18 protein-coding genes are annotated in these 20,327 nt (G+C 62.8%); 5 read left to right on the top strand and 13 right to left on the bottom strand.

Annotated features, from left to right (window positions below):
* The first annotated feature begins 25 nt into the window (after positions 1 to 25).
* A complete protein-coding gene (locus R4P64_RS06810) occupies positions 26 to 589 on the top strand; it encodes a class F sortase (protein WP_317819943.1) in 564 nt (187 codons plus the stop codon).
* Between the two features lie 45 nt (positions 590 to 634).
* Positions 635 to 1,354 carry an SIMPL domain-containing protein gene (locus R4P64_RS06805; RefSeq protein ID WP_141484514.1) on the top strand — a complete coding sequence of 240 codons (720 nt, stop codon included), beginning with the start codon at positions 635 to 637 and terminating at the stop codon, positions 1,352 to 1,354.
* Between the two features lie 12 nt (positions 1,355 to 1,366).
* On the opposite strand, the gene R4P64_RS06800 is transcribed toward R4P64_RS06805, so the two are convergent.
* Positions 1,367 to 2,119: an SOS response-associated peptidase gene (locus tag R4P64_RS06800; protein WP_317819940.1), complete on the bottom strand. Its 753-nt coding sequence runs from the start codon at positions 2,117 to 2,119 to the stop codon at positions 1,367 to 1,369.
* A 49-nt stretch (positions 2,120 to 2,168) separates the two neighbouring features.
* Between R4P64_RS06800 and aroA the strand changes: the two genes are divergently transcribed.
* Positions 2,169 to 3,476 (top strand): 3-phosphoshikimate 1-carboxyvinyltransferase, encoded by a 1,308-nt coding sequence (gene aroA, locus R4P64_RS06795; protein ID WP_317819938.1) that lies wholly within the window; start codon positions 2,169 to 2,171, stop codon positions 3,474 to 3,476.
* Positions 3,431 to 4,462, top strand: coding sequence for a ribosome small subunit-dependent GTPase A (gene rsgA / locus R4P64_RS06790; RefSeq protein WP_045070554.1), 1,032 nt, complete (start codon positions 3,431 to 3,433; stop codon positions 4,460 to 4,462). The genes aroA and rsgA overlap by 46 nt, the downstream gene beginning before the upstream one ends.
* 55 nt (positions 4,463 to 4,517) lie before the next feature.
* Here the strand turns inward: rsgA and R4P64_RS06785 are convergent, their stop codons facing one another.
* The 6 genes from R4P64_RS06785 to R4P64_RS06760 all read right to left on the bottom strand — a co-directional run bounded on the left by R4P64_RS06785 (position 4,518) and on the right by R4P64_RS06760 (position 10,801).
* The gene (locus R4P64_RS06785) at positions 4,518 to 5,759 is read right to left on the bottom strand and encodes a fatty acid desaturase (protein WP_317819936.1); all 1,242 of its coding nucleotides are present in this window, start codon (positions 5,757 to 5,759) and stop codon (positions 4,518 to 4,520) included.
* Between the two features lie 115 nt (positions 5,760 to 5,874).
* Positions 5,875 to 7,137, bottom strand: a complete 1,263-nt coding sequence (locus R4P64_RS06780; protein WP_033231185.1) for a fatty acid desaturase family protein — start codon at positions 7,135 to 7,137, stop codon at positions 5,875 to 5,877.
* 24 nt (positions 7,138 to 7,161) lie between these two features.
* Positions 7,162 to 8,280: a ferredoxin reductase gene (locus tag R4P64_RS06775; protein WP_033231186.1), complete on the bottom strand. Its 1,119-nt coding sequence runs from the start codon at positions 8,278 to 8,280 to the stop codon at positions 7,162 to 7,164.
* 117 nt (positions 8,281 to 8,397) lie between these two features.
* Positions 8,398 to 8,892, bottom strand: a complete 495-nt coding sequence (locus R4P64_RS06770) for a DUF6912 family protein (protein WP_092801163.1) — start codon at positions 8,890 to 8,892, stop codon at positions 8,398 to 8,400.
* A gap of 41 nt (positions 8,893 to 8,933) precedes the next feature.
* Positions 8,934 to 10,343, bottom strand: coding sequence for a wax ester/triacylglycerol synthase family O-acyltransferase (locus R4P64_RS06765; protein WP_317819932.1), 1,410 nt, complete (start codon positions 10,341 to 10,343; stop codon positions 8,934 to 8,936).
* Positions 10,337 to 10,801, bottom strand: a complete 465-nt coding sequence (locus R4P64_RS06760; protein ID WP_317819930.1) for an HAD-IA family hydrolase — start codon at positions 10,799 to 10,801, stop codon at positions 10,337 to 10,339. The genes R4P64_RS06765 and R4P64_RS06760 overlap by 7 nt, the downstream gene beginning before the upstream one ends.
* Before the next feature lie 112 nt (positions 10,802 to 10,913).
* Between R4P64_RS06760 and R4P64_RS06755 the strand changes: the two genes are divergently transcribed.
* Positions 10,914 to 11,435, top strand: coding sequence for an Rv3235 family protein (locus R4P64_RS06755; protein WP_317819928.1), 522 nt, complete (start codon positions 10,914 to 10,916; stop codon positions 11,433 to 11,435).
* Between the two features lie 41 nt (positions 11,436 to 11,476).
* Here R4P64_RS06755 and secA read toward each other — a convergent pair whose 3' ends face one another.
* The 6 genes from secA to mtrA all read right to left on the bottom strand — a co-directional run bounded on the left by secA (position 11,477) and on the right by mtrA (position 20,244).
* A complete protein-coding gene (secA, locus tag R4P64_RS06750) occupies positions 11,477 to 14,314 on the bottom strand; it encodes a preprotein translocase subunit SecA (protein ID WP_317819926.1) in 2,838 nt (945 codons plus the stop codon).
* Between the two features lie 132 nt (positions 14,315 to 14,446).
* Entirely contained in the window at positions 14,447 to 15,127 is a 681-nt protein-coding gene (hpf, locus tag R4P64_RS06745) for a ribosome hibernation-promoting factor, HPF/YfiA family (protein WP_033231192.1), read from the bottom strand.
* A 174-nt stretch (positions 15,128 to 15,301) separates the two neighbouring features.
* Positions 15,302 to 16,003 carry a ComF family protein gene (locus R4P64_RS06740; protein ID WP_045070568.1) on the bottom strand — a complete coding sequence of 234 codons (702 nt, stop codon included), beginning with the start codon at positions 16,001 to 16,003 and terminating at the stop codon, positions 15,302 to 15,304.
* Between the two features lie 55 nt (positions 16,004 to 16,058).
* Entirely contained in the window at positions 16,059 to 17,831 is a 1,773-nt protein-coding gene (gene lpqB, locus R4P64_RS06735; protein WP_095887910.1) for an MtrAB system accessory lipoprotein LpqB, read from the bottom strand.
* The gene (gene mtrB / locus R4P64_RS06730; RefSeq protein WP_179300734.1) at positions 17,831 to 19,570 is read right to left on the bottom strand and encodes an MtrAB system histidine kinase MtrB; all 1,740 of its coding nucleotides are present in this window, start codon (positions 19,568 to 19,570) and stop codon (positions 17,831 to 17,833) included. Before mtrB ends, lpqB begins: the two co-directional genes overlap by 1 nt.
* On the bottom strand, positions 19,567 to 20,244 hold the full coding sequence (mtrA, locus tag R4P64_RS06725; protein ID WP_033231194.1) for an MtrAB system response regulator MtrA: 678 nt from the start codon (positions 20,242 to 20,244) through the stop codon (positions 19,567 to 19,569). Before mtrA ends, mtrB begins: the two co-directional genes overlap by 4 nt.
* Positions 20,245 to 20,327 lie beyond the last annotated feature (83 nt).

Below are 20,327 nucleotides of genomic sequence, written 5' to 3'. Positions count from 1 at the left end.
TCGGTGTCGTGTCCTGATCCTGGCAATGCTCTTTCTGCTACTGCCAGGGTGCGCGGTCTCCGGACAAGCTCGCCTCGAGGCCGCGCACACATCGGCCGACACGATTCCTGCCGATTCTCTGCAATCGCAGTCGGTCCCGATGGCCCAGCCGACACGGTTGTCGATCGCCGATCTGGGGATCGACACGAAAGTGCTCCCGATGCCCGCAGGCGCCTGCCCCGTGCTCGATCCACCGACCCTGGCGGACGCGTATTGGGTCGGCTGCCGCAGCGAGCCTGGAACAGACAGTGACGGAACGGTTTTCGTGATCGGCCACGCCGGCGCCGGGACTGCGGCAGTGTTCGACACCCTGCCGGACATCGTGGCCGGCAGCCGGGTGCTGATCGAAACGGATTCCGGCACACTCGAGTACACGGTGCGTTCGACTGCGCTGTACGAGAAGTTCGGCGAAGCGCAGGAGTCGCCGGAACTACGCCTTCGACAGCCTGGACGGCTCGTCCTGGTGACGTGCTACCTGGAGAACGGAACAACGCTGTCGTCGAAGAACTTTGTTGCCTACGCCGAGATCACCGGCGCCCTGGCTCGATGAGGGATTCGACCACGCGGCGTAGTGGGAGTCGCTAGCCTCTGGGCCATGAACCTCACGTCTGTCCGACCACACCTGACAACGCTTGCAGTGGCCGCTGCGCTCGCGATCTCGCTCACCGCCTGCGCAAGTAGCGACAACACAACCAAAGAGGTCACCGTCGTCGGAACAGGTGAGGTTCGCGGGGCCCCTGACATTCTCAGCGCGGGCATCGGCGTCGAGGTTGTTGCGCCGGATGTGTCGGGAGCGGTATCCCAAGCGAACGAGAAGGCCCGGGCGATGATCGACGCGATGGTCGCCGCGGGTGCAGCTGCCGAAGACATTCAGACCAGTGATCTGTCCGTCCAGCCGCAGTACGACGGATCCGGTGGGCCTTTCGGCGGCGCAACAGTGACGGGTTACCGCGCGACCAACTCGGTGCGGATCGTCGTCCGGGATCTGAGTAAAGCGTCGGCCGTGCTCGACGCGGGGATCGCCGCCGGCGGTGATGCGGCACGCCTCAATACAGTCGCCTTCGATATCGACGACGATTCGGCGCTACTCGCCGACGCTCGGACCCGGGCCTTCGAGGACGCACAGAACCGCGCGGAGCAATACGCCGATCTTTCCGGAACCTCGCTGTCGAACGTCATCACCATCACAGAAGCACCCGGCACCACCGGCGACCAGACAATGAGGGCACCCGGTGGCGCGATGCTCGATATGGCCATTGCACCGGGAACCCAGCAGGTGTCCTTCGAGGTCACCGTGACGTGGGCTTTAGAATGACGTGGCGCTCGACTAGAGCAGACTGATCTGCTCCCCTGCGCGGTCGACGTCCGGCTCGATCAATTCGCGCCCGTTGTTCTTGACGCTGTTGACGAGGGGCCTCACTCGGTCGATCTCGATCCCCGAGAACAGTTCGGGCACCGGTTCGAGCAGTGACGGGTTCGCGCCGTGATCGGGATCGAGCCAGGCGTCCCAACGATCACGGGGCAGGGCGAGTGGCATCCGGTCATGTACCTGTTCGAGGTGGCCGAGCGAGTCCACGGTGACGATCGAACAGCTCAGAACCGGATCGGCGTTCTCGATCCGTGGATCGCGCCACGCCGACCACACTCCGGCCATGAACAGCCTCGATCCGTCGCCGCGGTGCATGTAGTACGGGATCTTCGACGCTTTCTTGCCACCCTGCGGTTCGGTCTGCCACTCGTACCAACCATCCATCGGGACGAGACAGCGCTTGTATTTGAATGACGTTCGGAATGCCGGTTTCTCCGCCAGGGAATCGGCGCGCGCGTTGAACAGAACCGGGCCCTTGCCCAATTCTTTCGTCCACGAGGGCACAAACCCCCATCGCATCTGCCGAATCCGCTTGGCCGGATCGCTGTCGGGGTTCTCGCGATCGTGGCGCTCGACAACCGTCAGCACCGGCGTCGTCGGTGCCACGTTGAAATCCTCGGCGACGGCCGACGAGTGATCGGTCTCGTCGATCGCATCGAGTTCGACTGCCAGGCTCGCCGGGTCCGCTGTGGTCGCATACCTTCCGCACATGACACCCAGGGTGGCACGGTTTCGACCAATCTCCCACTGATGAGAGAAGATGGACCTCGTGAGTCTGAGTCTGTGGAGCGCCCCTCTAGCCCAAACGCCGGTCGACGCAGTGGTGACACTGCCCGGATCGAAGTCCATCACCAACCGAGCCCTGATCCTGGCAGCGTTGGCGGACGGTCCGTCCACCCTCACCGGCGCCCTCCGCAGCCGTGACGCAGACCTCATGATCGCGGCATTGCGTGACCTCGGGATCGGCATCGAGGAAGCGGGCGATCCCAGCACGCTCGCCGTCACACCCGGACCGCTGCGCGGCGCCGACGTCGACTGCGGGCTCGCCGGTACCGTCATGCGATTCCTTCCGCCCCTGGCTGCAACGGCTGACGGCGTCGTCCGTTTCGACGGCGACGAGCAGGCCCGGACGCGGCCACTCGGCACTATCCTCGATGCTCTGCGAGGCCTGGGCGCGCAGATCGACGGCGACGCTCTGCCGTTCACCGTGACCGGAACCGGGTCGCTGCGCGGCGGAACCGTCACCATCGACGCGTCCGGTTCGTCACAGTTCGTCTCAGGCCTGCTGCTCTCGGCCGCAGCGTTCGAGCAGGGCGTCACCGTGCACCACACCGGCAAGCCGGTTCCGTCGATGCCACACATCGACATGACCGTCGAGATGCTGCGCGAAGCCGGAGTGTCCGTCACGACTCCGGCCACGGGCGGCGACGCCGACACCTGGCGGGTCGAACCCGGACCGGTGCGCGCTATCGACTGGGTCATCGAACCCGATCTGTCGAATGCCACACCATTCCTGGCAGCAGCGGCTGTTACCGGCGGTACCGTCAGCGTGCCGTTGTGGCCGTCGTCGACAACGCAGCCCGGCGACGCGATCCGCGATATTCTCGCCTCGATGGGAGCCGAGGTCACCCTCGCCGACGGCATCCTTACGGTGCGAGGTCCCGAAACGTTGCGCGGCATCGACATCGACCTGCACGACGTCGGTGAACTCACCCCGACGGTTGCGGCGCTCGCCGCGCTGGCAGAGGGAACGTCTCATCTGCGCGGCATCGCACACCTGCGGGGCCACGAGACGGATCGACTGGCGGCACTGGCGGACGAGATCAACAAGCTGGGCGGGTCCGTCACCGAAACCGATGACGGCCTGACCATTGTCCCCGCGAAACTGCATGGTGGGCAATGGCTCTCGTACGCAGACCATCGCATGGCCACGGCCGGCGCGATCATCGGCCTGGTCGTCGACGGCGTGGAGGTCGACGACGTCGCAACCACGGCCAAGACGCTGCCGGGCTTCGAGAACATGTGGACAGACATGCTGGCACCCTCCGCGCGAAAGGCAAGCTTCTGAGTCCGCGGCAGTACGACGAGTCCGACGTCCGGGTCCGCCCCGGTCGCGGATCACGCCCACGCACCAAGACCCGCCCTGAGCATCTCTCTGCCGAGTCGGGGATGGTGGTCTCGAAGGATCGTGGCCGGTGGGGTTGCGTCCTCGGCGGCGATCCCGACCGGCTGATCGTGACGATGCGCGCCCGTGAACTGGGCCGCACGCCCATCGTCGTCGGTGATCAGGTGGACATCGTCGGCGATCTGTCTGGCAAGACCGACACCCTCGCTCGCATCGTCCGGGTCTCCGAGCGTTCGACCGTGCTACGACGCACCGCTGACGATACGGATCCGTTCGAGCGCATCGTGGTCGCCAACGCGCAGCAGTTACTGATCGTGGTTGCCTTGGCTGATCCGCCGCCGCGCACCGGATTTGTCGAGCGCGCCCTGGTCGCGGCATATGTGGGCGGTCTCACGCCGATCGTGTGCCTCACCAAGAGCGACCTCGAACCGCCGGAGGAGTTCGCCAGCACCTTCGCCGACCTCGACATCCAAGTGGTCGTGGCCGGTCGTGACGATCCGCTGGACGAACTCACTGCCATCCTGCACGACAAGTTGACGGCCCTGATCGGGCACTCGGGCGTCGGTAAGTCGACGTTGGTGAATCGCCTTGTCCCCGACGCCAATCGAGCCGTCGGCATCGTCTCGGGCGTCGGCAAGGGACGGCACACGTCGACGCAGTCTGTGGCCCTCCCCCTCGCCGAGGGAGGTTGGGTGATCGACACGCCGGGCATCCGATCGTTCGGCTTGGCCCACATTTCACCGGAGAATGTTGTCGCCGCTTTCTCCGACCTCGCGGCACAGATCGAGGATTGCCCTCGCGGATGCACGCACCTCGGCCCGCCCGCGGACCCGGAGTGCAAGCTGGATCTTCTCGAAGGAAAATCGGCCCGTCGTGTGATTGCCGTGCGGCAACTCCTCGAGGCCATCAAATCCAACGACCAGTACTGACAAACGAGAAAAGCCCAGACACCGATTTCGGTGTCTGGGCTTTTTCGGTAGTTGATCAGCGCAAGCCGAGCAGGCTCCGCAGCTTTCCGCTCTTACGCTTTTGCGCTATGGCGCTCTTGAGTCCACGACGACGGCCGGTGACCGGATCGACGCTCGAGGCGGCGTTGCCGCCGAACATCAACTCGGATGCCGTTTCCGGCGCATTGTCGACGGTGTCCTTGAGGTACTTGTTTGGCAGCGACAACTTGGCGATGGTGCGCCACGACTTGGCGTACTGCACCAGGAAAGGCCCGGTCGTGTAAGGCAAGTCGTACTTGTCGGTGAGCTCACGAACCTTGACCGCGATGGCCGGGTACCGGTTGCTCGGCAGGTCGGGAAACAGGTGATGCTCGATCTGGTAGCTGAGGTTGCCGGACATGAAGTCCATCAGCTTGCTGCCCTCGATGTTGGCGCTACCGAGCATCTGACGCAGGTACCACTGCGCCTGCGATTCGCCGTCGATGTCTGCCTTGGTGAACTTCTCGGCGCCGTCCGGGAAATGCCCGCAGAAGATGATGGCGTTGGTCCACAGATTGCGGATGATGTTGGCGGTGAAATTCGCACTGAGAGTGCTCTTCCATGCCGGTCCCGTGAGTGCCGGGTAGACGACGTAGTCCTTGACCAGTTGCTTGCCGACCTTCTCGCCGACCTCACGCAATTTACGACGCGTGTCGTCCATGTCTGCGCGACCCTTGGCCACCTTGCCGAGCTCGAGATGCTGCGCGGCGATGCCCCACTCGAAGAAGAGCGCCAGCAGGGTGTTGTACACGAGGTTGCCGGCGTTGAACGGCTTCCATCGCTGGTCGCGGGTGACGCGGAGCAGTCCGTATCCGACGTCGTCGTCCATGCCGAGGACGTTGGTGTACTTGTGGTGCAGGAAGTTGTGGGTCTGCTTCCAGTGCGCCGACGGGCCGGTGACGTCCCACTCCCACGAGCTCGAGTGGATTTCCGGATCGTTCATCCAGTCCCACTGCCCGTGCATGACGTTGTGGCCGAGTTCCATGTTCTCGATGATCTTCGCGACACCGAGAACGCCGGTGCCGAGCAGCCACGCCGGGCGCTTGCGGCTGGCGAACAGGATAGCGCGACCACTGACCTCGAGGGTCCGCTGGAGACGAATGACATTGCGGACGTAGCGTGCGTCTTTCTCGCCACGTGAATCTTCTATGTCGCGACGGATCGCATCCAGTTCACGACCGAGCGCCTCGACGTCGGCTTCGGTGAGATGCGCATATTCCTTGACGTCTGCAATCGCCATGCGGGCCTCCTACGGTGAGTTCTTGTCGAAAAGTTCATGCCGAACGGATTCAACACGACCTACTCTAGCGTAAGTTACGGCACCGTAGGTTAGCTTTTGCTCGATGTAATCTATATCACTTCTTGCGCTTCGGCAGGCGAGAACGCGCCTGCGACTTCAAAGCCGTCAACAGACCCAAGCGCTTGCCGGTCACCGAATCGGTACGCAGATCGTCGACCATCGCCATCGCAGCACCCTTGAGGCCAGGCTCCCGGAACCGCAGCTCCGAGGAAGTCTCCGGCGCATTGTCCGAGGTCGCGATCAACCACTTGTCCGGCAGGGCCAGCTTGTGAATGGTGCGAAGCGCAAGCAGATACTGCTTGAACAACGAACCTGTCGTGTACGGAAGATCGAACTTCTCGCACAGCGCACGCATCTTCACAGCAATCTCCGGATAGCGATTACTCGGCAGATCCGGGAAGACGTGATGCTCGATCTGGTAGCTCAGGTTGCCGCTCATGAACCCCATGAGCTTTCCGGAATTGAAGTTGGCGCTGCCGAGCATCTGACGCAGGTACCACTCGTGACGTGTTTCCTGCTCGAACTCTGCGACGGTGAACTTTTCCGCACCATCGGGAAAATGGCCGCAGAAGATGACCACGTACGCCCAGAGGTTACGAACGAGATTTGCCGTCGCATTAGCCGTCAGCGTCGATTTCCACGCGGGCCCGGTCAGCAAGGGGAACACCACAAAATCCTTGCCGACCTGCCGGACGATCTTGCGTGCAAAATCCTTGTTGGCCTGGGAGTTCAGCTGCCCCTTCGCGGCACCTTCCAACTCGGAAGCCGCAGTCAGGTCATGCAGGGCGATGCCCCACTCGAACGTCGCCGCAAGAATGACATTGGCAATCGGCTGCAGAAGGTTGATCGGCTTCCACGCCTCGTCCCGCGTCATCCGCAGGATCCCGAAGCCAAGATCCTCGTCCATCCCGACAACATTGGTGTACGTGTGATGCTGGTAGTTGTGGGCACGTTTCCAGTGCTCGGACGGGCCCGTCTGATCCCATTCCCACGAGCAGGAATGAATCTCCGGATCGTTCATCCAGTCCCACTGCCCGTGCATCACGTTGTGCCCGAGTTCCATGTTCTCGATGATCTTCGAGATGCTCAGCAGCGCCGTGCCCGCCAACCAGGCGGGACGGTACTTGCTACCGAACAGGGCGATACGACCGCCGAGTTCCAAGGCGCGCTGGACGCGAATGACCCGACGGATATAGCGAGCATCCCGGATTCCACGAGAGTCTTCGACATCCAGTCGAATCTGGTCCAGTTCACGCCCGAGCGCTTCGACATCAGCTGCGGTGAGGTGCGAAAACTCTTTGATGTCGGTGATTGCCACCGTTGTCCTCCGTGTGCCTAGAAGCTATGCGTCCAGCGTACAGTCGCCCGCCGCGGCGGAAATGCATGTCTGGATGCGTTCACCCTCGACATGCTGCTTTCCCGAGCGTAGGTCGATTGCATGACCGGAAACGAGAGGTACAACACAAGTCTGGCAAATGCCCATTCGGCAACCGAAAGGCATCAGAGCGCCGGACTGTTCCCCGGCTTCGAGAAGTGTTGTCGCACCGTCCACCGTGACGGTCTTTCCCGATTTCTCGAACGTGACGGTGCCGCCGTCTGCGGACGCATCGATCCTCGACACCGCAAACCGCTCCATGTGCAGGCGGTCTTCGATCCCCTCGGCTTTCCACACGTCGTCGATCTCGTCGAGCAACGGCAGGGGTCCACAGGCCCAGGTGTGACGCTCACGCCAATCCGGGCACACCTGATCAAGTGAACTGAGCTTGAACTTTCCGTCGCGGCGCGTCAGCTGAATGTGGCTGACAAAATCCTCGTGCTCGGCATGTAGTGCCGTCAGCTCGTCCGCGAACATGACATCGGATTCCGTGGGAGCGGAGTGCACGTGCATGACGTCGGGCAACTGCCCTCGACGATTCATCGTGCGCAGCATGCCCATGACAGGCGTGATTCCGCTGCCAGCGGTGATGAACAGGACCTTCTCCGGCGGCGGGTCCGGCAACGCGAAGTTACCGGCCGGCGTGGCCAGACGGACGATCGTGCCGGACGGAACAGCTCCGCTGACCAGGTGGCTCGAAAGGAAACCCTCGGGCATCGCCTTCACCGCGATGGAGATCTTCTTGTTCTCCCAGTTGGGCGGCGACGTCAACGAGTACGACCGCCAATGCCATCGCCCGTCGATGTGCAAGCCGATACCGATGTACTGCCCCGGCTGGTAATTGAAGTCGAAACCCCAACCCGGCTTGATCACGATCGTCGCGGAATCCTGAGTTTCCGGTCGAACCTCGACGATCCGGCCACGCAGTTCGCGCGCCGACCACAACGGATTTGCCAGATGAAGGTAGTCGTCAGGCAAGAGAGGTGTGGTCAATCGCGCTGCGGCACCGCGCAGCAAATTGAGCTTCGACCGCGCTGCCGGAACTACCGACGCTGCCGGTGCCTCGATCCAGTCCTTCAGACCCATCAGACCTCCACCTCTCACCTGCAATGCTCACCCGCACTACCTATGCCTACGCTATCGTAGGTTATCAGGTTACGGTACCGTAGGTTACTTCATAGTAAGGACAGCGGGTGTCCGATTTCAGAGCAGGTCGAGCAGGAACGGCAACTCTTGCGCCGCGTACCACGCCAACTCGTGATCTTCCGCGTCACCGAGGGTGAACTCGGCATCCGTGTCGCCGAGATCGGCAGCATCGACAATCGCCGCCGCCCGCTCGATATCCGGTTCGGCCTGAGCAAGATCAACGTGAACGGACGCGACCTGCGCCATCGTGACCGGGCCAGCCAAGCGGACTACCGCGTCATCGAGATCCGGACGCAACTTCGCGTCCTCGACATCCGCCGCGACCACCGCACGCCGGAACGTCACCGGTCCATCAGCGCCGGCAATCAAGCGCAACGACGCCCGCGCCGCCTCACTCATCGCGACTTCCGCCAACTCGTCGTCGTCCCCGGCCGCATAGGCCTCACGCAGTGCCGGAGTGACGGCAAACGCAGTCCGACTCATCGCGTCGAACTCCTGATCGGCAACCAAACGCTGCAGAATTTCCACAGTTGCCGGTACGTACACCCTCATGAGACCACCTTCGTTGGACTGTCACGACGCGCGAGAAACACCTACCGACTGGCGTCGGTCAACTCTTCGAGAGACTCGAAGAGCAACGAACGCACCACGTCGACGTCCGACATCGCGTCACGGTCGGCATTCAAACCGTAGTAGACATTCCCGTCATACGACGTCAAGGCAATACTGAGTGTCTGATTCTTCAGCAATGGCGAGACCGGATACATCTCCTCCATCCGCGCGCCACCGATGTACAGCGGAAACTGCGGACCCGGCGCGTTGGTGATCATGAGGTTGAACATGCGCTGCGAAAGACTGCTGGCCGCGCGCGCACTCATCGCATGGAGTGTGGCGGGCGCGAACCCGGACATCTTCACCATGGTCTGAGCGGTCACCCGACGGCCCTGACGCGCGAAAGCTTCCGTTGCATGCGCGACGTGCGACAACCGGACGACGGCATTGGGCTCCCCCACCGGCAGGTCGATCAGGAACGACGACACATGGCCGGGCGCCTGCGGGTCTTCGACGTCCGGGTTGTCCGGCCCGTCGATGTACACGGACATCGGCACCAGCGCGCGGACAACGCTCGCCTCGGTAACCGGCTCCCCCCGCGACAACAGCCAGTTCCGCAATGCCCCGGCGACCACCGTGAGGATCACGTCGTTGATCTCGCACCCGTACTTCGCCCGAATCCGTCGGTAGTCGTCCAGCGGAGTCTTGGCGACGGACAATCGTCGACTGCGCGTGATCGGCGCGTTGAGTGGATTGTTAGGGGCGACCTGCGCGGCCGTACGCACCACTGCGGCAATCTTGCCGACAGCACTGACCGCCTCCGCCATCGACGTCGTCACGTCGCCCAACGCGGCCCTCGCGCGAGCCACCCCTTCACCCGGACTCGTCACCAGATCAGCGAGCGCACCGATGAGCAGATTCAGATCACTGGGTGGTGGGGCAGGCATCCACAACTCTTCTGCGCCGGGCTGACGCTTCTCCTGCGGATCGAACAAGACCTGACTGATCTCGAGCGCGGTTTCACCGTCGACCAAAGCCGAATGCGATTTTGTGAAGATGGCAAACCTGTCGTCCGCCAGCCCCTCGACGAGGTACATCTCCCACAGCGGCCGGGTGTTGTCCAGCGGCCGGGAAATGAGGCGCGCGATCAGATCGTTCAACTGTTCGGCCGATCCCGGTTTCGGTAGCGCCGACCTACGCACGTGGTACGTGATGTCGAAATCTCGATCGTCGACCCACACCGGACGTGCCAGACCCAGAACAACTTCCCGGACCTTCTGCCGGTACCGCGGCACCAGACTGAGTCGCTCTTCGACAAGCCGCAGCAATTCGTTGTGATCGATCCCGGTACCCGGCTGCCGGAAGATCCCCAACGAACCGACGTGCATCGGAGTGCTACCGGCTTCGAGGAAGTAGAAGGCTGCGTCCTGAGTCGTCAATCTGTTCACCATGATTGATCACCCGCCGGCATGTCGTCCAAACCAGCAGCAGCATCCACACCGGCCGCCCCGTCCACATCGAGCAGGATCGACAACTCCTCGATCGTGTCTGCCGCGTCGTAGTGATGGACACCCACCATTCCGACGTCGACGGCGCCTCGAACATTCACCTCGAGGTCGTCGACGAACACGCAGTCCCCCGGACGCAGACCCAACCGTGTTGCGGCCAGAAGGTAGATATCGGCATCCGGCTTTGCCATGCCGACGTCACCGGAGAGCACGACGTCGTCCACCAACACCCCGTCGCCGAGGTCACGGAGCCACTGCGCGTCCGCTCCGCCGGGATCGTTGCTCACGATTCCCGTCGCGATGCCCGCGCTACGAGCCCGCCGAACCACCGCGCTGAGACCGTCCAGGTCGGACCCCGGACCGAACAGCACGCCACCCACATCCAACAGAAGTCCCCGCACCAGAATTACATTAGGGTGCGGCCGTGATCTCTGCGACATCTGCAGGGGTTCGTGTCATACTTCTCACCATCGTTCGGGGGAGCGATGCAAAAAAATATCCGGGGGATACATCATGACCATCGACCAACTCCACACGCCACAACGCTTTCTCCAACCCGCGCCGCAGTGCGAACCGCCTGCCGATTCCCTGATGATCAGGCGCCCGTCTGCCCGAACCGAACGAGTGCTGGGCACCGCACGCAGAACACCACACAGTGGAACATCAGGGCACAGTGGAACATCGGGGCAATCCGGCCTCACTGCCGAGCCCGTCGCACCCGGTGCCGATGTCTTCTGGAACACGTCGCTGCGCCTTGTCCTCGAAGTCCTCGACCAACGACGAAGTCCCGCACACCTCAAATCAGTACTGTCTCCAACGGTGATGGAACTTGTTCAGCGCCTTTCCATTTCGCATGATCCGACGCGCGGACTCGGCGCCGCTCGAACCCACCGCACACACGTGAACACCGCCTCGCCCCACGCCGCCGAAGTGTGCGCGACCTTTCGACGCGGCCCACGAACCTTTGCGATTGCCGCCAGGATCGAGAACACCGACAACAAAGGCTGGATGGTCACCGCACTACACGTGGTGTGAGCATCCAGCCTTTGTCGGGTGAAAAAGTCAGCGCCTGAGAATCAGCGCTTGCGCTTGGACTTGGGTGCGCGGTTGCCCTTTGCCTGCGTGCGAGCGGCTTCACGACGCTCACGACGCGACGCGGTGTCCCCCGCGTCGACAGCCGGATCGCGTGTGGCCTTTGCCTTCCCGTCCTCGTCCGGACCGGTGTACGTCAGCCTCGACGGGCCGTCGTCGTCAAGTCCCTTGGCGCGCAAGGCCGATGGAGCTGCCGTACCCGTGGAACCTGCCGCCGATTGCTGCGTCGGCAGCGGCTTCGGTGCGGTCGCGGACGCCGCGGCAGCGGAACCGGCCGTGACCGAGATACCCGAAGACGGTTGCGCAGGAGTGGCTTCGACCTGAAGGTTGAAGAGGAATCCGACGGACTCCTCCTTCAAGCCGTCGAGCATGCCGATGAACATGTCGTAGCCCTCGCGCTGGTACTCGACCAACGGGTCACGCTGCGCCATCGCGCGCAGGCCGATACCTTCCTTGAGGTAGTCCATCTCGTAGAGGTGTTCACGCCACTTGCGGTCGAGCACGGACAGGAATACCCGGCGCTCGAGTTCGCGCATTCCGTTCTCGCCGGCAATCGCGTCGATTTCGGCTTCACGCTTCTTGTACGCGGCATGTGCGTCGTCGAGCAGGGCGGTGCGCAGTTCCTCACGGGTGAGGTCGCTGGTGATCCCACCGTCCTCGCCCACGAGAGCCTTGTAGTCGATACCCACCGGGTAGAGGGTCTTGAGTGCCGTCCACAGCTGCTCGAGATCCCAGTCCTCGACATATCCTTCAGCAGTCGCGCCGTCGACGTACGCGGTGACCACGTCGGTGATCATCTGCTCGACCTGGCCCTCCATATCCTCACCTTCGAGGATCTGGCGGCGTTCCTTGTAGATCACGGTGCGCTGCTGATTCATGACCTCGTCGTACTTGAGGACGTTCTTGCGAATCTCGAAGTTCTGCTGCTCGACCTGAGTCTGCGCGCTCTTGATGGCCTTGGAGACCATCTTGGCTTCGATCGGAACGTCGTCCGGAAGATTGAGGCGCGTCATGATCGACTCGAGTGCGGAACCGTTGAATCGGCGCATGAGCTCGTCACCGAGCGAGAGGTAGAACCTGGATTCTCCCGGGTCGCCCTGGCGTCCGGAACGGCCGCGAAGCTGGTTGTCGATACGACGCGATTCATGGCGTTCGGTGCCAAGCACGTACAGGCCACCGGCATCGCGAACCTTCTCGGCGTCGGCCTTGACGTCTTCCTTGACGCGGTTCAGGACGTCGTCCCACGCGGCTTCGTACTCTTCCGGCGTGGTGACCGGGTCGAGGCCGTTCTTGCGCAGTGCGATGTCGGCGATGATGTCCGGGTTACCGCCCAGCACCACGTCGGTACCACGACCAGCCATGTTGGTGGCCACAGTCACCGCACCGGAACGACCGGCCTCGGCGATGATCGTCGCTTCCTTTTCGTGGAACTTGGCGTTGAGGACGTTGTGCGCCACTCCGCGCTTGGTGAACTGCTTGGACAGGTACTCCGAGCGTTCGACGCTGGTGGTACCGATCAGAACCGGCTGACCGTTCTCGTGACGCTCGACGACGTCGTCGACCACTGCGTCGAACTTGGCTTCCTCGGTCTTGTAGATGAGGTCGCCGTTGTCGACGCGGATCATAGGGCGGTTGGTCGGGATCGGAATGACACCGAGGGTGTACGTCTGGTGCAGCTCCGCGGCCTCGGTCTCGGCGGTACCCGTCATGCCGGACAATTTTTCGTACAGACGGAAGTAGTTCTGCAGGGTGATCGTGGCGAGGGTCTGGTTCTCAGCCTTGATCTCGACCTTTTCCTTGGCCTCGATGGCCTGGTGCATGCCCTCGTTGTATCGACGGCCGACCAGCACGCGGCCGGTGAACTCGTCGACGATGATGACTTCACCGTCGCGGACGATGTAGTCCTTGTCCTTGGTGTAGAGCTCTTTGGCCTTGATGGCGTTGTTCAAGTAGCTCACCAGCGGCGAGTTCGCGGCCTCGTACAGGTTGTCGATGCCGAGCTGATCCTCGACGAGTTCGACGCCGGCCTCGTGGACACCGATGGTGCGCTTGCGGATGTCCACCTCGTAGTGGACGTCCTTCTTCAGGAGCGGCGCGATACGTGCGAACTCGCTGTACCACTTGCTGGAGCCGTCGGCCGGACCCGAGATGATCAGCGGCGTGCGGGCCTCGTCGATCAGGATGGAGTCGACCTCGTCCACGATGGCAAACGCATGTCCACGCTGGACCAGATCGTCCAGGGAGTGCGTCATGTTGTCACGCAGGTAGTCGAACCCGAACTCGTTGTTGGTGCCGTACGTGATGTCGGCTGCATACGCGACTCGACGCTCGGCCGGCGTCATACCCGAGAGGATCACGCTGGTTTCCAGTCCGAGCGAGCGGTGAACACGGCCCATCCACTCGGAGTCGCGCTTGGCGAGGTAGTCGTTGACCGTGACGACGTGAACACCGTCACCCGCGATGGCATTGAGATAGGCCGGCAACACACAGGTCAGGGTCTTGCCCTCACCGGTCTTCATCTCCGCGACATTGCCGAAGTGGAGTGCCGCGCCACCCATGATCTGCACGTGGAAGTGCTTCTGATCGATGACTCGCCACGACGCTTCACGCGCGACGGAAAAGGCCTCGGGCAGCAACTCGTCCAGCGTCTCACCAGCGGCGTAACGCTCGCGGAACTCGTCGGTCTTGGCCTTGAGTTGATCGTCTGTCAGGCCTTCTACCTCGGGCGACAGTGATTCGACATGCTCTGCAATGTGCTTGAGGCGCTTGACCATGCGACCTTCACCAACACGGAGCAGCTTCGATAGCGACAGCGACGGCACAGTCTTGTTCGTCCTCAATCTTCGGCAACAAATGGGTGACACAGTAAAAATCCGGCCGGGGTCCGAAAACTCCGGCCGGATTCCATGGTAGGCGCTAACTCGAGGTTGCGAGGCAACCCACCTACAGATCGGTCACGTCAGGCGGATCAGGCCGTAGTCGAATGCGTGCCGACGGTAGACGACGGACGGCTTGTCGGACTCCTTGTCATGGAAGAGGAAGAAGTCGTGACCGACCAGTTCCATCTCGTAGAGAGCGTCGTCGATGTTCATCGGCTCGGCTGGGTGATCCTTGGTGCGGACCACGCGGCCCGGGCCGTCGTATTCGTCCGGTTCTTGACCGTTCAGCGAAATATCGGGCGTGGCACCGAGTGAGTCTGCGTCGACTAGCGAGGCGGTTGCCTCGGCGACGGACAGCGGTCGCTTGTCACCGTAATGGACCTTCTTGCGGTCCTTGGTTCGACGGAGGCGGCTCTCGAGTTTGTCGATCACCGATTCGAATGCGGCATAGAAGCTGTCTGCGGCGGCTTCTGCTCGCGCTACCGGTCCTTTGCCGCGGGCCGTGATCTCGACTCGCTGGCAGTTCTTGGACTGACGTCGATTACGTTCGTGCTGAAGTTCCACGTCGAAGTGGAATATGGAGGGGTCGAAGTGTTCCAGTCGCGCCAGCTTGTCCGAAACATAAACTCGGAAGTGATCGGGTATCTCGACATTGCGTCCCTTGACGACGATGTCGGACTTCGGAACGGTGGTTTGCGTGGAACGCTCGGTCGTGGCGTCCTCGATGAAAAACGAGGCTTGCGAAGGGGTCGTCACTCGTACCTCCCAATTACGGCCCCGCTCAGTGTTTGAGCGGCGGCAAGTTCTTCAAGTACCGAGAGGGGATCCGCCCGGCATCAGGATTGAAGTACCACCTCCCACCTGTTTTCGGGTGTGCCGCCGACGCTAGTACGTAATCCGCGCGAGTGCCACTGTTAGCCCGAAATTCATTTACACACCGGCAACAACGAGCACGAGAGTTGTCCGGATTCCGATCCTCGCGAGCACCCGAATCGATTCTGCCGCAGTCGCTCCCGTCGTCAGCACGTCATCGAGGAGCACTACGTCGACGTCTCGATCCACCAATCCGGCCCCCGCGCGTGTCACGACGATTTTCTCGGCAACGTTGGTGGCCCGAGCAGCGGCAGACAACCCGACGGAATCGCGGACGCCACGCGTCATGGCCAATGCCGAATGAACTTCGGCACGGCGCGGCGGCAAGACCTCACAGGCCGCATGAGCAATGCGGCGGACCGGATCCCCGCCGCGCGAACGAGCGGCGCGCGAACGGGACGGGGCCGGGATCAGGACCAAAGTTCGACGCGTCGGATGGTGGAGCTCACCCCACCGCGCCAGATGCGTCAACGCTTCGGCCACAGCGACTCCCAAAGGCGCCGCGAGGTCGCGTCGGCCGCGCTCCTTGATCTCGATCACACTGCGCCGTCTCGCGCCACTGTATGGACCGAGCGCCCACGCCGGCGCGCCGGGATCGACTCGAGGTGTGAGCCGGATCGGATGATCGCGAAGCATGGCGACGCAGTCCTCGCACCATTGCACACCGATCCGTCCGCATCCCCCACACTCACGCGGCAACACCAGATCGAGCGCTGCCCCACCGATACTGCTCCATGTCCGAAAACCGCCGACCCCCATGCCTGTCAGTGTGCATCCGCCCACCGACAGCAACCCCCGTGCACCACCGGGAAACTCAGCCGGGCAGTACCGGAATCGCCCTCTGCCCCGTCAATCCAGGCACCTCACGCCACAACCTGTCGCCCGCGGGATCGTTGTTGTTCAACTGGAAAACTGCTCGGGCATCGGCAACGTACTCGGTGGTGGGCGACGCGTCGACGGACACCACCGGCGCCGTGAGATTGCCCCGGGGCAACGAGTCCATTCGAGAACCGTCGATCGCGACCTGCACAACGGGTACATCGGAGTTGTTGCGTGCGATCACAATGGTGTCGCTGTTGCTCCAGTCGAGTGAGAGCGCTGTGCTGCCCAATCCCGGAGCCACAGCCCGCGGACTGGTCAACGCGAAAACGCCGCTGGGCAGGCGGACCACGGTCGCCAGGTACACCTTGCCGTCGATGATCATCGCCGCTCGAACTCCGTCGCGGGACAGGCGCAGCTCGGTAATGTTCGATCCCAGTGGGATCAAAGCGCCCACGTCCACGTTCATGACCGACGTCCGACCGGTAGTGGGCTCGCGAACCACGCGCACCACGGTGTTGCCGTTCACCGCCGCCCAGATCGTGTTGTTGTCGATTTCCCACGTCGGCCTGGTGATCACCGGGGCGTCGAGGACCGGGGCTGCACCTTCGGTGTATGGACCGAGTGTCAGCGAAAATCGTTTTGCAGGATCAGGATTCGCGGTATCCGCCACTGCGGCGACGGTCTTGCCGTCGCGAGAGAGCGCAACAGACGCAAGATTGCCTGCAGTTCCGGCAAATCCGGGCACGGGTGTGACCGCTTGTTCACCGACACTGACCAGTGAACCGTCGCGTAGGGCGTGCAACCCGACCGTCGCACCGGTCGTCGCCAGCGGATTCGTGGAGGCGACGTCGGCCGTTGTCCAGCCTTCCGGATGCGCTGCGTCCAAGGGCGCCCCGTCCACCAGCAAAACGTAGGGTCCGGCGATGTCGGCGCCGGCCAATGTCCAGATGATCTGGGCGGCAAACAAAGCGCGAGTTTCGGGGTCCATCGACTGACCGATCCGGAAATCGATGCGGATGCCCCCGAGACCGACTCCCACCTGACCGGCTCGACCGTCGGCCTTCGTGATGGGCCCGATCACCGAGACGCCTGCGCCCAGTTCGTTGCGGACCGCCGACGCGAGCGCCTGCTTGGGCCCCTCGATCAGCAGGCCGACCAACTGCGATGTCATCTGGTCCTGGGAACCCGATATCCAGCGTAGATCCGGAACCATGGTCTGTCCGCTGGGATCCGGGAAGAACAACGACTTCCGTTGGTACGCACCGAGGAACGCCGCGCGCTCCATGATCACACCCGAAGGAAGATCGCTGATCCGCCACTCGCCGTCGACCAGAGTCAGCGTCATCTTGGCTTCGTAACTGCCGTCCTCGGGAACGTAGATTCCCCCGGCTTCTAGACGCCCGACCTTGTTGACTCGAATCGTGTAGATCGCTTCCTGATCGGTCCGCGACTCCGAGAGCGTGTCGACCTTGTCGACGATGATGGCGCTTGCTGCGTCGTCCCATTTTGCGGACATCTCGGGAGTCAGGTACTGCCGTGCCGCGAGGTGCCGGTTCGCGGGTTCGGTGCTCGCTTTCACGAAGTCCCGCACCAACAAATCGGGCTCACGCCCCGAGGCCGGCGGAGCAACGGGAGTCCCCGGCGCCACAGTGGCAAGCGTCCCGATCGCCTGCGGCGACGACGAGGCAGGCAAGCTCGCGCACGCACCGGTCAACAGCAGCGCGCTCAGGCTCAGCGCCAAGAGACCACGGCGGTATCGCTGCATCACGAACGCTCACCCCCTTGCGAGCCGGTTCGTGATTCGGTCTCGTGCGGCGTCGGAATCGACGACGTGACCTCACCGACCTCTTCGGCGACGATGTCCGCATTGGAGGGTGTGCGCACGAACTTGGCCGTCGTCGGCTTCAGCGGTAGCGGGCTGGACACCAGCTTCTTGCCGCGCACTCGCGGCAACGTCAGACGGAAGCACGCGCCGACACCGGGCTCACCCCAGGCTTCGAGTTTGCCGTCGTGCAGATTGGCGTCCTCGACGCTGATCGCCAAGCCGAGACCTGTGCCGCCGCTACGACGGACCCTCGACGGATCGGATCGCCAGAAGCGGTTGAACACAAGTTTCTCCTCGCCGGGACGCAGCCCGACACCACTGTCACGAACGATGAAGGCCAGAGCGTCGTCGTCGGCTCGCAAGCGCAGCAGGATGGGTTTTCCTTCTCCGTGATCGATGGCGTTGGCGAGTAGGTTCCGCAGGACCCGTTCGACTCGCCGCGGATCGACGTCGGCGATCACCGGATCGTCTGGCATGTCGACTATCAATTCGGTGCCGGATTCACGGGCGAGGTGGCGGACGGTGGACACCGCGGCCCGCGCACACATCCGGACGTCGAGTTGCTCGGACGCAAGTTCCGCAACGCCGGCGTCGTGCCGGGAAATCTCGAGCAGATCGGCCAGCAGACCTTCGAACCGGTCGAGTTCGGCAACAAGCAGTTCCGACGAGCGGCGGAGTATCGGATCGAGGCTCTCGCTGCCGTCGTGGATGAGGTCCGCGGCCATCCGCACTGTGGTGAGCGGGGTGCGCAGTTCGTGGCTGACATCCGATGTGAAGCGTTTCTGCAGATTGCCGAACTCCTCGAGCTGGGTGATCTGCTTCGACAGGCTCTCCGCCATTTCGTTGAAAGACATTGCGAGACGAGCCATGTCGTCCTCACCGCGAACCGGCATACGTTCCTTGAGTCGGCCGTCGGCGAAGCGCACCGCGATCCTCGACGCCGATCGGATCGGCAGCACTACCTGCCGCGCGACGAGCAGAGAAATCGCTGCCAACAGGACCAGTAGGACAGCGCCACCGATCAACAGGGTGCTGCGGACCAGCGACAGGCTGCGATCCTCACTGGCAAGTGGGAACACGAGATACAACTCGAGGCCGGAGATCGACGACGCCGTGGGACTGCCGATGATCAAGGCCGGGCCGGAATACCCTTCGGGATCCGAGACCGTTGCGAACTGGTAGGCGATCTGTCCGTTGTGAACGAACTCACGCAAGTTGTCGGGGATCTGATCAGCCGGCCCGGCAAACACCGGATCTCGGGGCCCGTCCTGCTCGACGATCAGCGCGGGATCGAAGGTGCCCGCAGAACCCGATGCTTGACCGCCCGCCTGATTGCGGCTCGTCAAACTTGACGCCGCACTCTCGAGTTGGTCTTTGAGGGCTGCACTGCCGTCGACGCCGGCCAACTGATCTTCGACGACGCCTCGGGCGCGATCCATCTCCTCCGTGGCGGCGGTGATCTTCGCTTCGAGCAGACGGTCGGTGATCTGGCTCGTGAGCACAACACCGAGGATCACGATCACAATCAGCGACAACGACAACGTGGAGACGACAACCCGCAATTGCAGTGATCGTCGCCACGTGTGAGCGAGGGTGTTACTCAGTGAGTGGCACCACCGGAGAAAAGGCGTCAGCCACCGATTGAGGCGGCGACGCCAACGGGAAACGCCACCGGTCACGGCGGTCCGGCCTTGTAGCCGACACCCCTCACCGTCAAAACCACTTCGGGATTCTCGGGATCGGTTTCGACCTTGGCGCGCAGACGCTGGACGTGGACGTTGACCAGGCGGGTGTCAGCGGCGTGACGGTAACCCCACACCTGTTCGAGGAGCACCTCACGGGTGAACACCTGCCTGGGCTTGCGCGCAAGAGCGACGAGGAGATCGAATTCGAGGGGTGTGAGCGAAATCTGCTCGCCGCCGCGGCTGACCTTGTGCGCCGGCACGTCGATCACGATGTCGGCAATACTCAGCAGTTCCGCCGGTTCTTCCTCGGTCCGACGCAGGCGAGCGCGAACCCGGGCGACGAGTTCCTTGGGCTTGAACGGCTTCATGATGTAGTCGTCCGCGCCGGACTCGAGGCCGAGGACAACGTCCACGGTGTCGGTCTTCGCGGTCAACATCACGATGGGAACGCCGGAATCCGCACGCAGGACCCGACATACGTCGATGCCGTTCATGCCGGGCAGCATCAGATCGAGCAAGACAAGGTCGGGCCGAGTCTCGCGCACCGCAGCAAGTGCAAGAGTTCCGTCGCCTACCACGTAGGGATCAAAACCCTCACCCCGCAGCACGATCGTGAGCATCTCGGCGAGTGCCGTGTCGTCGTCGACAACCAGAATCCTTGGTTTCATATCCCTATCGTTGCATCTTCGAGTCGTAATTAAGACCGTTACGTGACTGTGCGGCGTGCCGCGTGTTCCCTCTACTGTGCCGG

This window comes from Rhodococcus sp. IEGM 1366, from assembly GCF_033142425.1.
Classification (GTDB): domain Bacteria; phylum Actinomycetota; class Actinomycetes; order Mycobacteriales; family Mycobacteriaceae; genus Rhodococcus_F; species Rhodococcus_F globerula.
This window is presented reverse-complemented; position numbering and strand designations above follow the sequence as displayed.

What these genes read in the sequence shown, in the direction of transcription:
- R4P64_RS06740 (WP_045070568.1), bottom strand. Translation starts at nt 16,003, where the DNA reads ATGGGGGTCGGCGGTTTTCGGACATGGAGCAGTATCGGTGGGGCAGCG.
- R4P64_RS06755 (WP_317819928.1), top strand. Translation starts at nt 10,914, where the DNA reads ATGACCATCGACCAACTCCACACGCCACAACGCTTTCTCCAACCCGCG.
- R4P64_RS06775 (WP_033231186.1), bottom strand. Translation starts at nt 8,280, where the DNA reads ATGGGTCTGAAGGACTGGATCGAGGCACCGGCAGCGTCGGTAGTTCCG.
- R4P64_RS06805 (WP_141484514.1), top strand. Translation starts at nt 635, where the DNA reads ATGAACCTCACGTCTGTCCGACCACACCTGACAACGCTTGCAGTGGCC.
- lpqB (WP_095887910.1), bottom strand. Translation starts at nt 17,831, where the DNA reads ATGCAGCGATACCGCCGTGGTCTCTTGGCGCTGAGCCTGAGCGCGCTG.
- R4P64_RS06785 (WP_317819936.1), bottom strand. Translation starts at nt 5,759, where the DNA reads ATGGCGATTGCAGACGTCAAGGAATATGCGCATCTCACCGAAGCCGAC.
- R4P64_RS06800 (WP_317819940.1), bottom strand. Translation starts at nt 2,119, where the DNA reads ATGTGCGGAAGGTATGCGACCACAGCGGACCCGGCGAGCCTGGCAGTC.
- R4P64_RS06770 (WP_092801163.1), bottom strand. Translation starts at nt 8,892, where the DNA reads ATGAGGGTGTACGTACCGGCAACTGTGGAAATTCTGCAGCGTTTGGTT.
- mtrA (WP_033231194.1), bottom strand. Translation starts at nt 20,244, where the DNA reads ATGAAACCAAGGATTCTGGTTGTCGACGACGACACGGCACTCGCCGAG.
- R4P64_RS06810 (WP_317819943.1), top strand. Translation starts at nt 26, where the DNA reads ATGCTCTTTCTGCTACTGCCAGGGTGCGCGGTCTCCGGACAAGCTCGC.
- aroA (WP_317819938.1), top strand. Translation starts at nt 2,169, where the DNA reads ATGGACCTCGTGAGTCTGAGTCTGTGGAGCGCCCCTCTAGCCCAAACG.
- R4P64_RS06765 (WP_317819932.1), bottom strand. Translation starts at nt 10,343, where the DNA reads ATGGTGAACAGATTGACGACTCAGGACGCAGCCTTCTACTTCCTCGAA.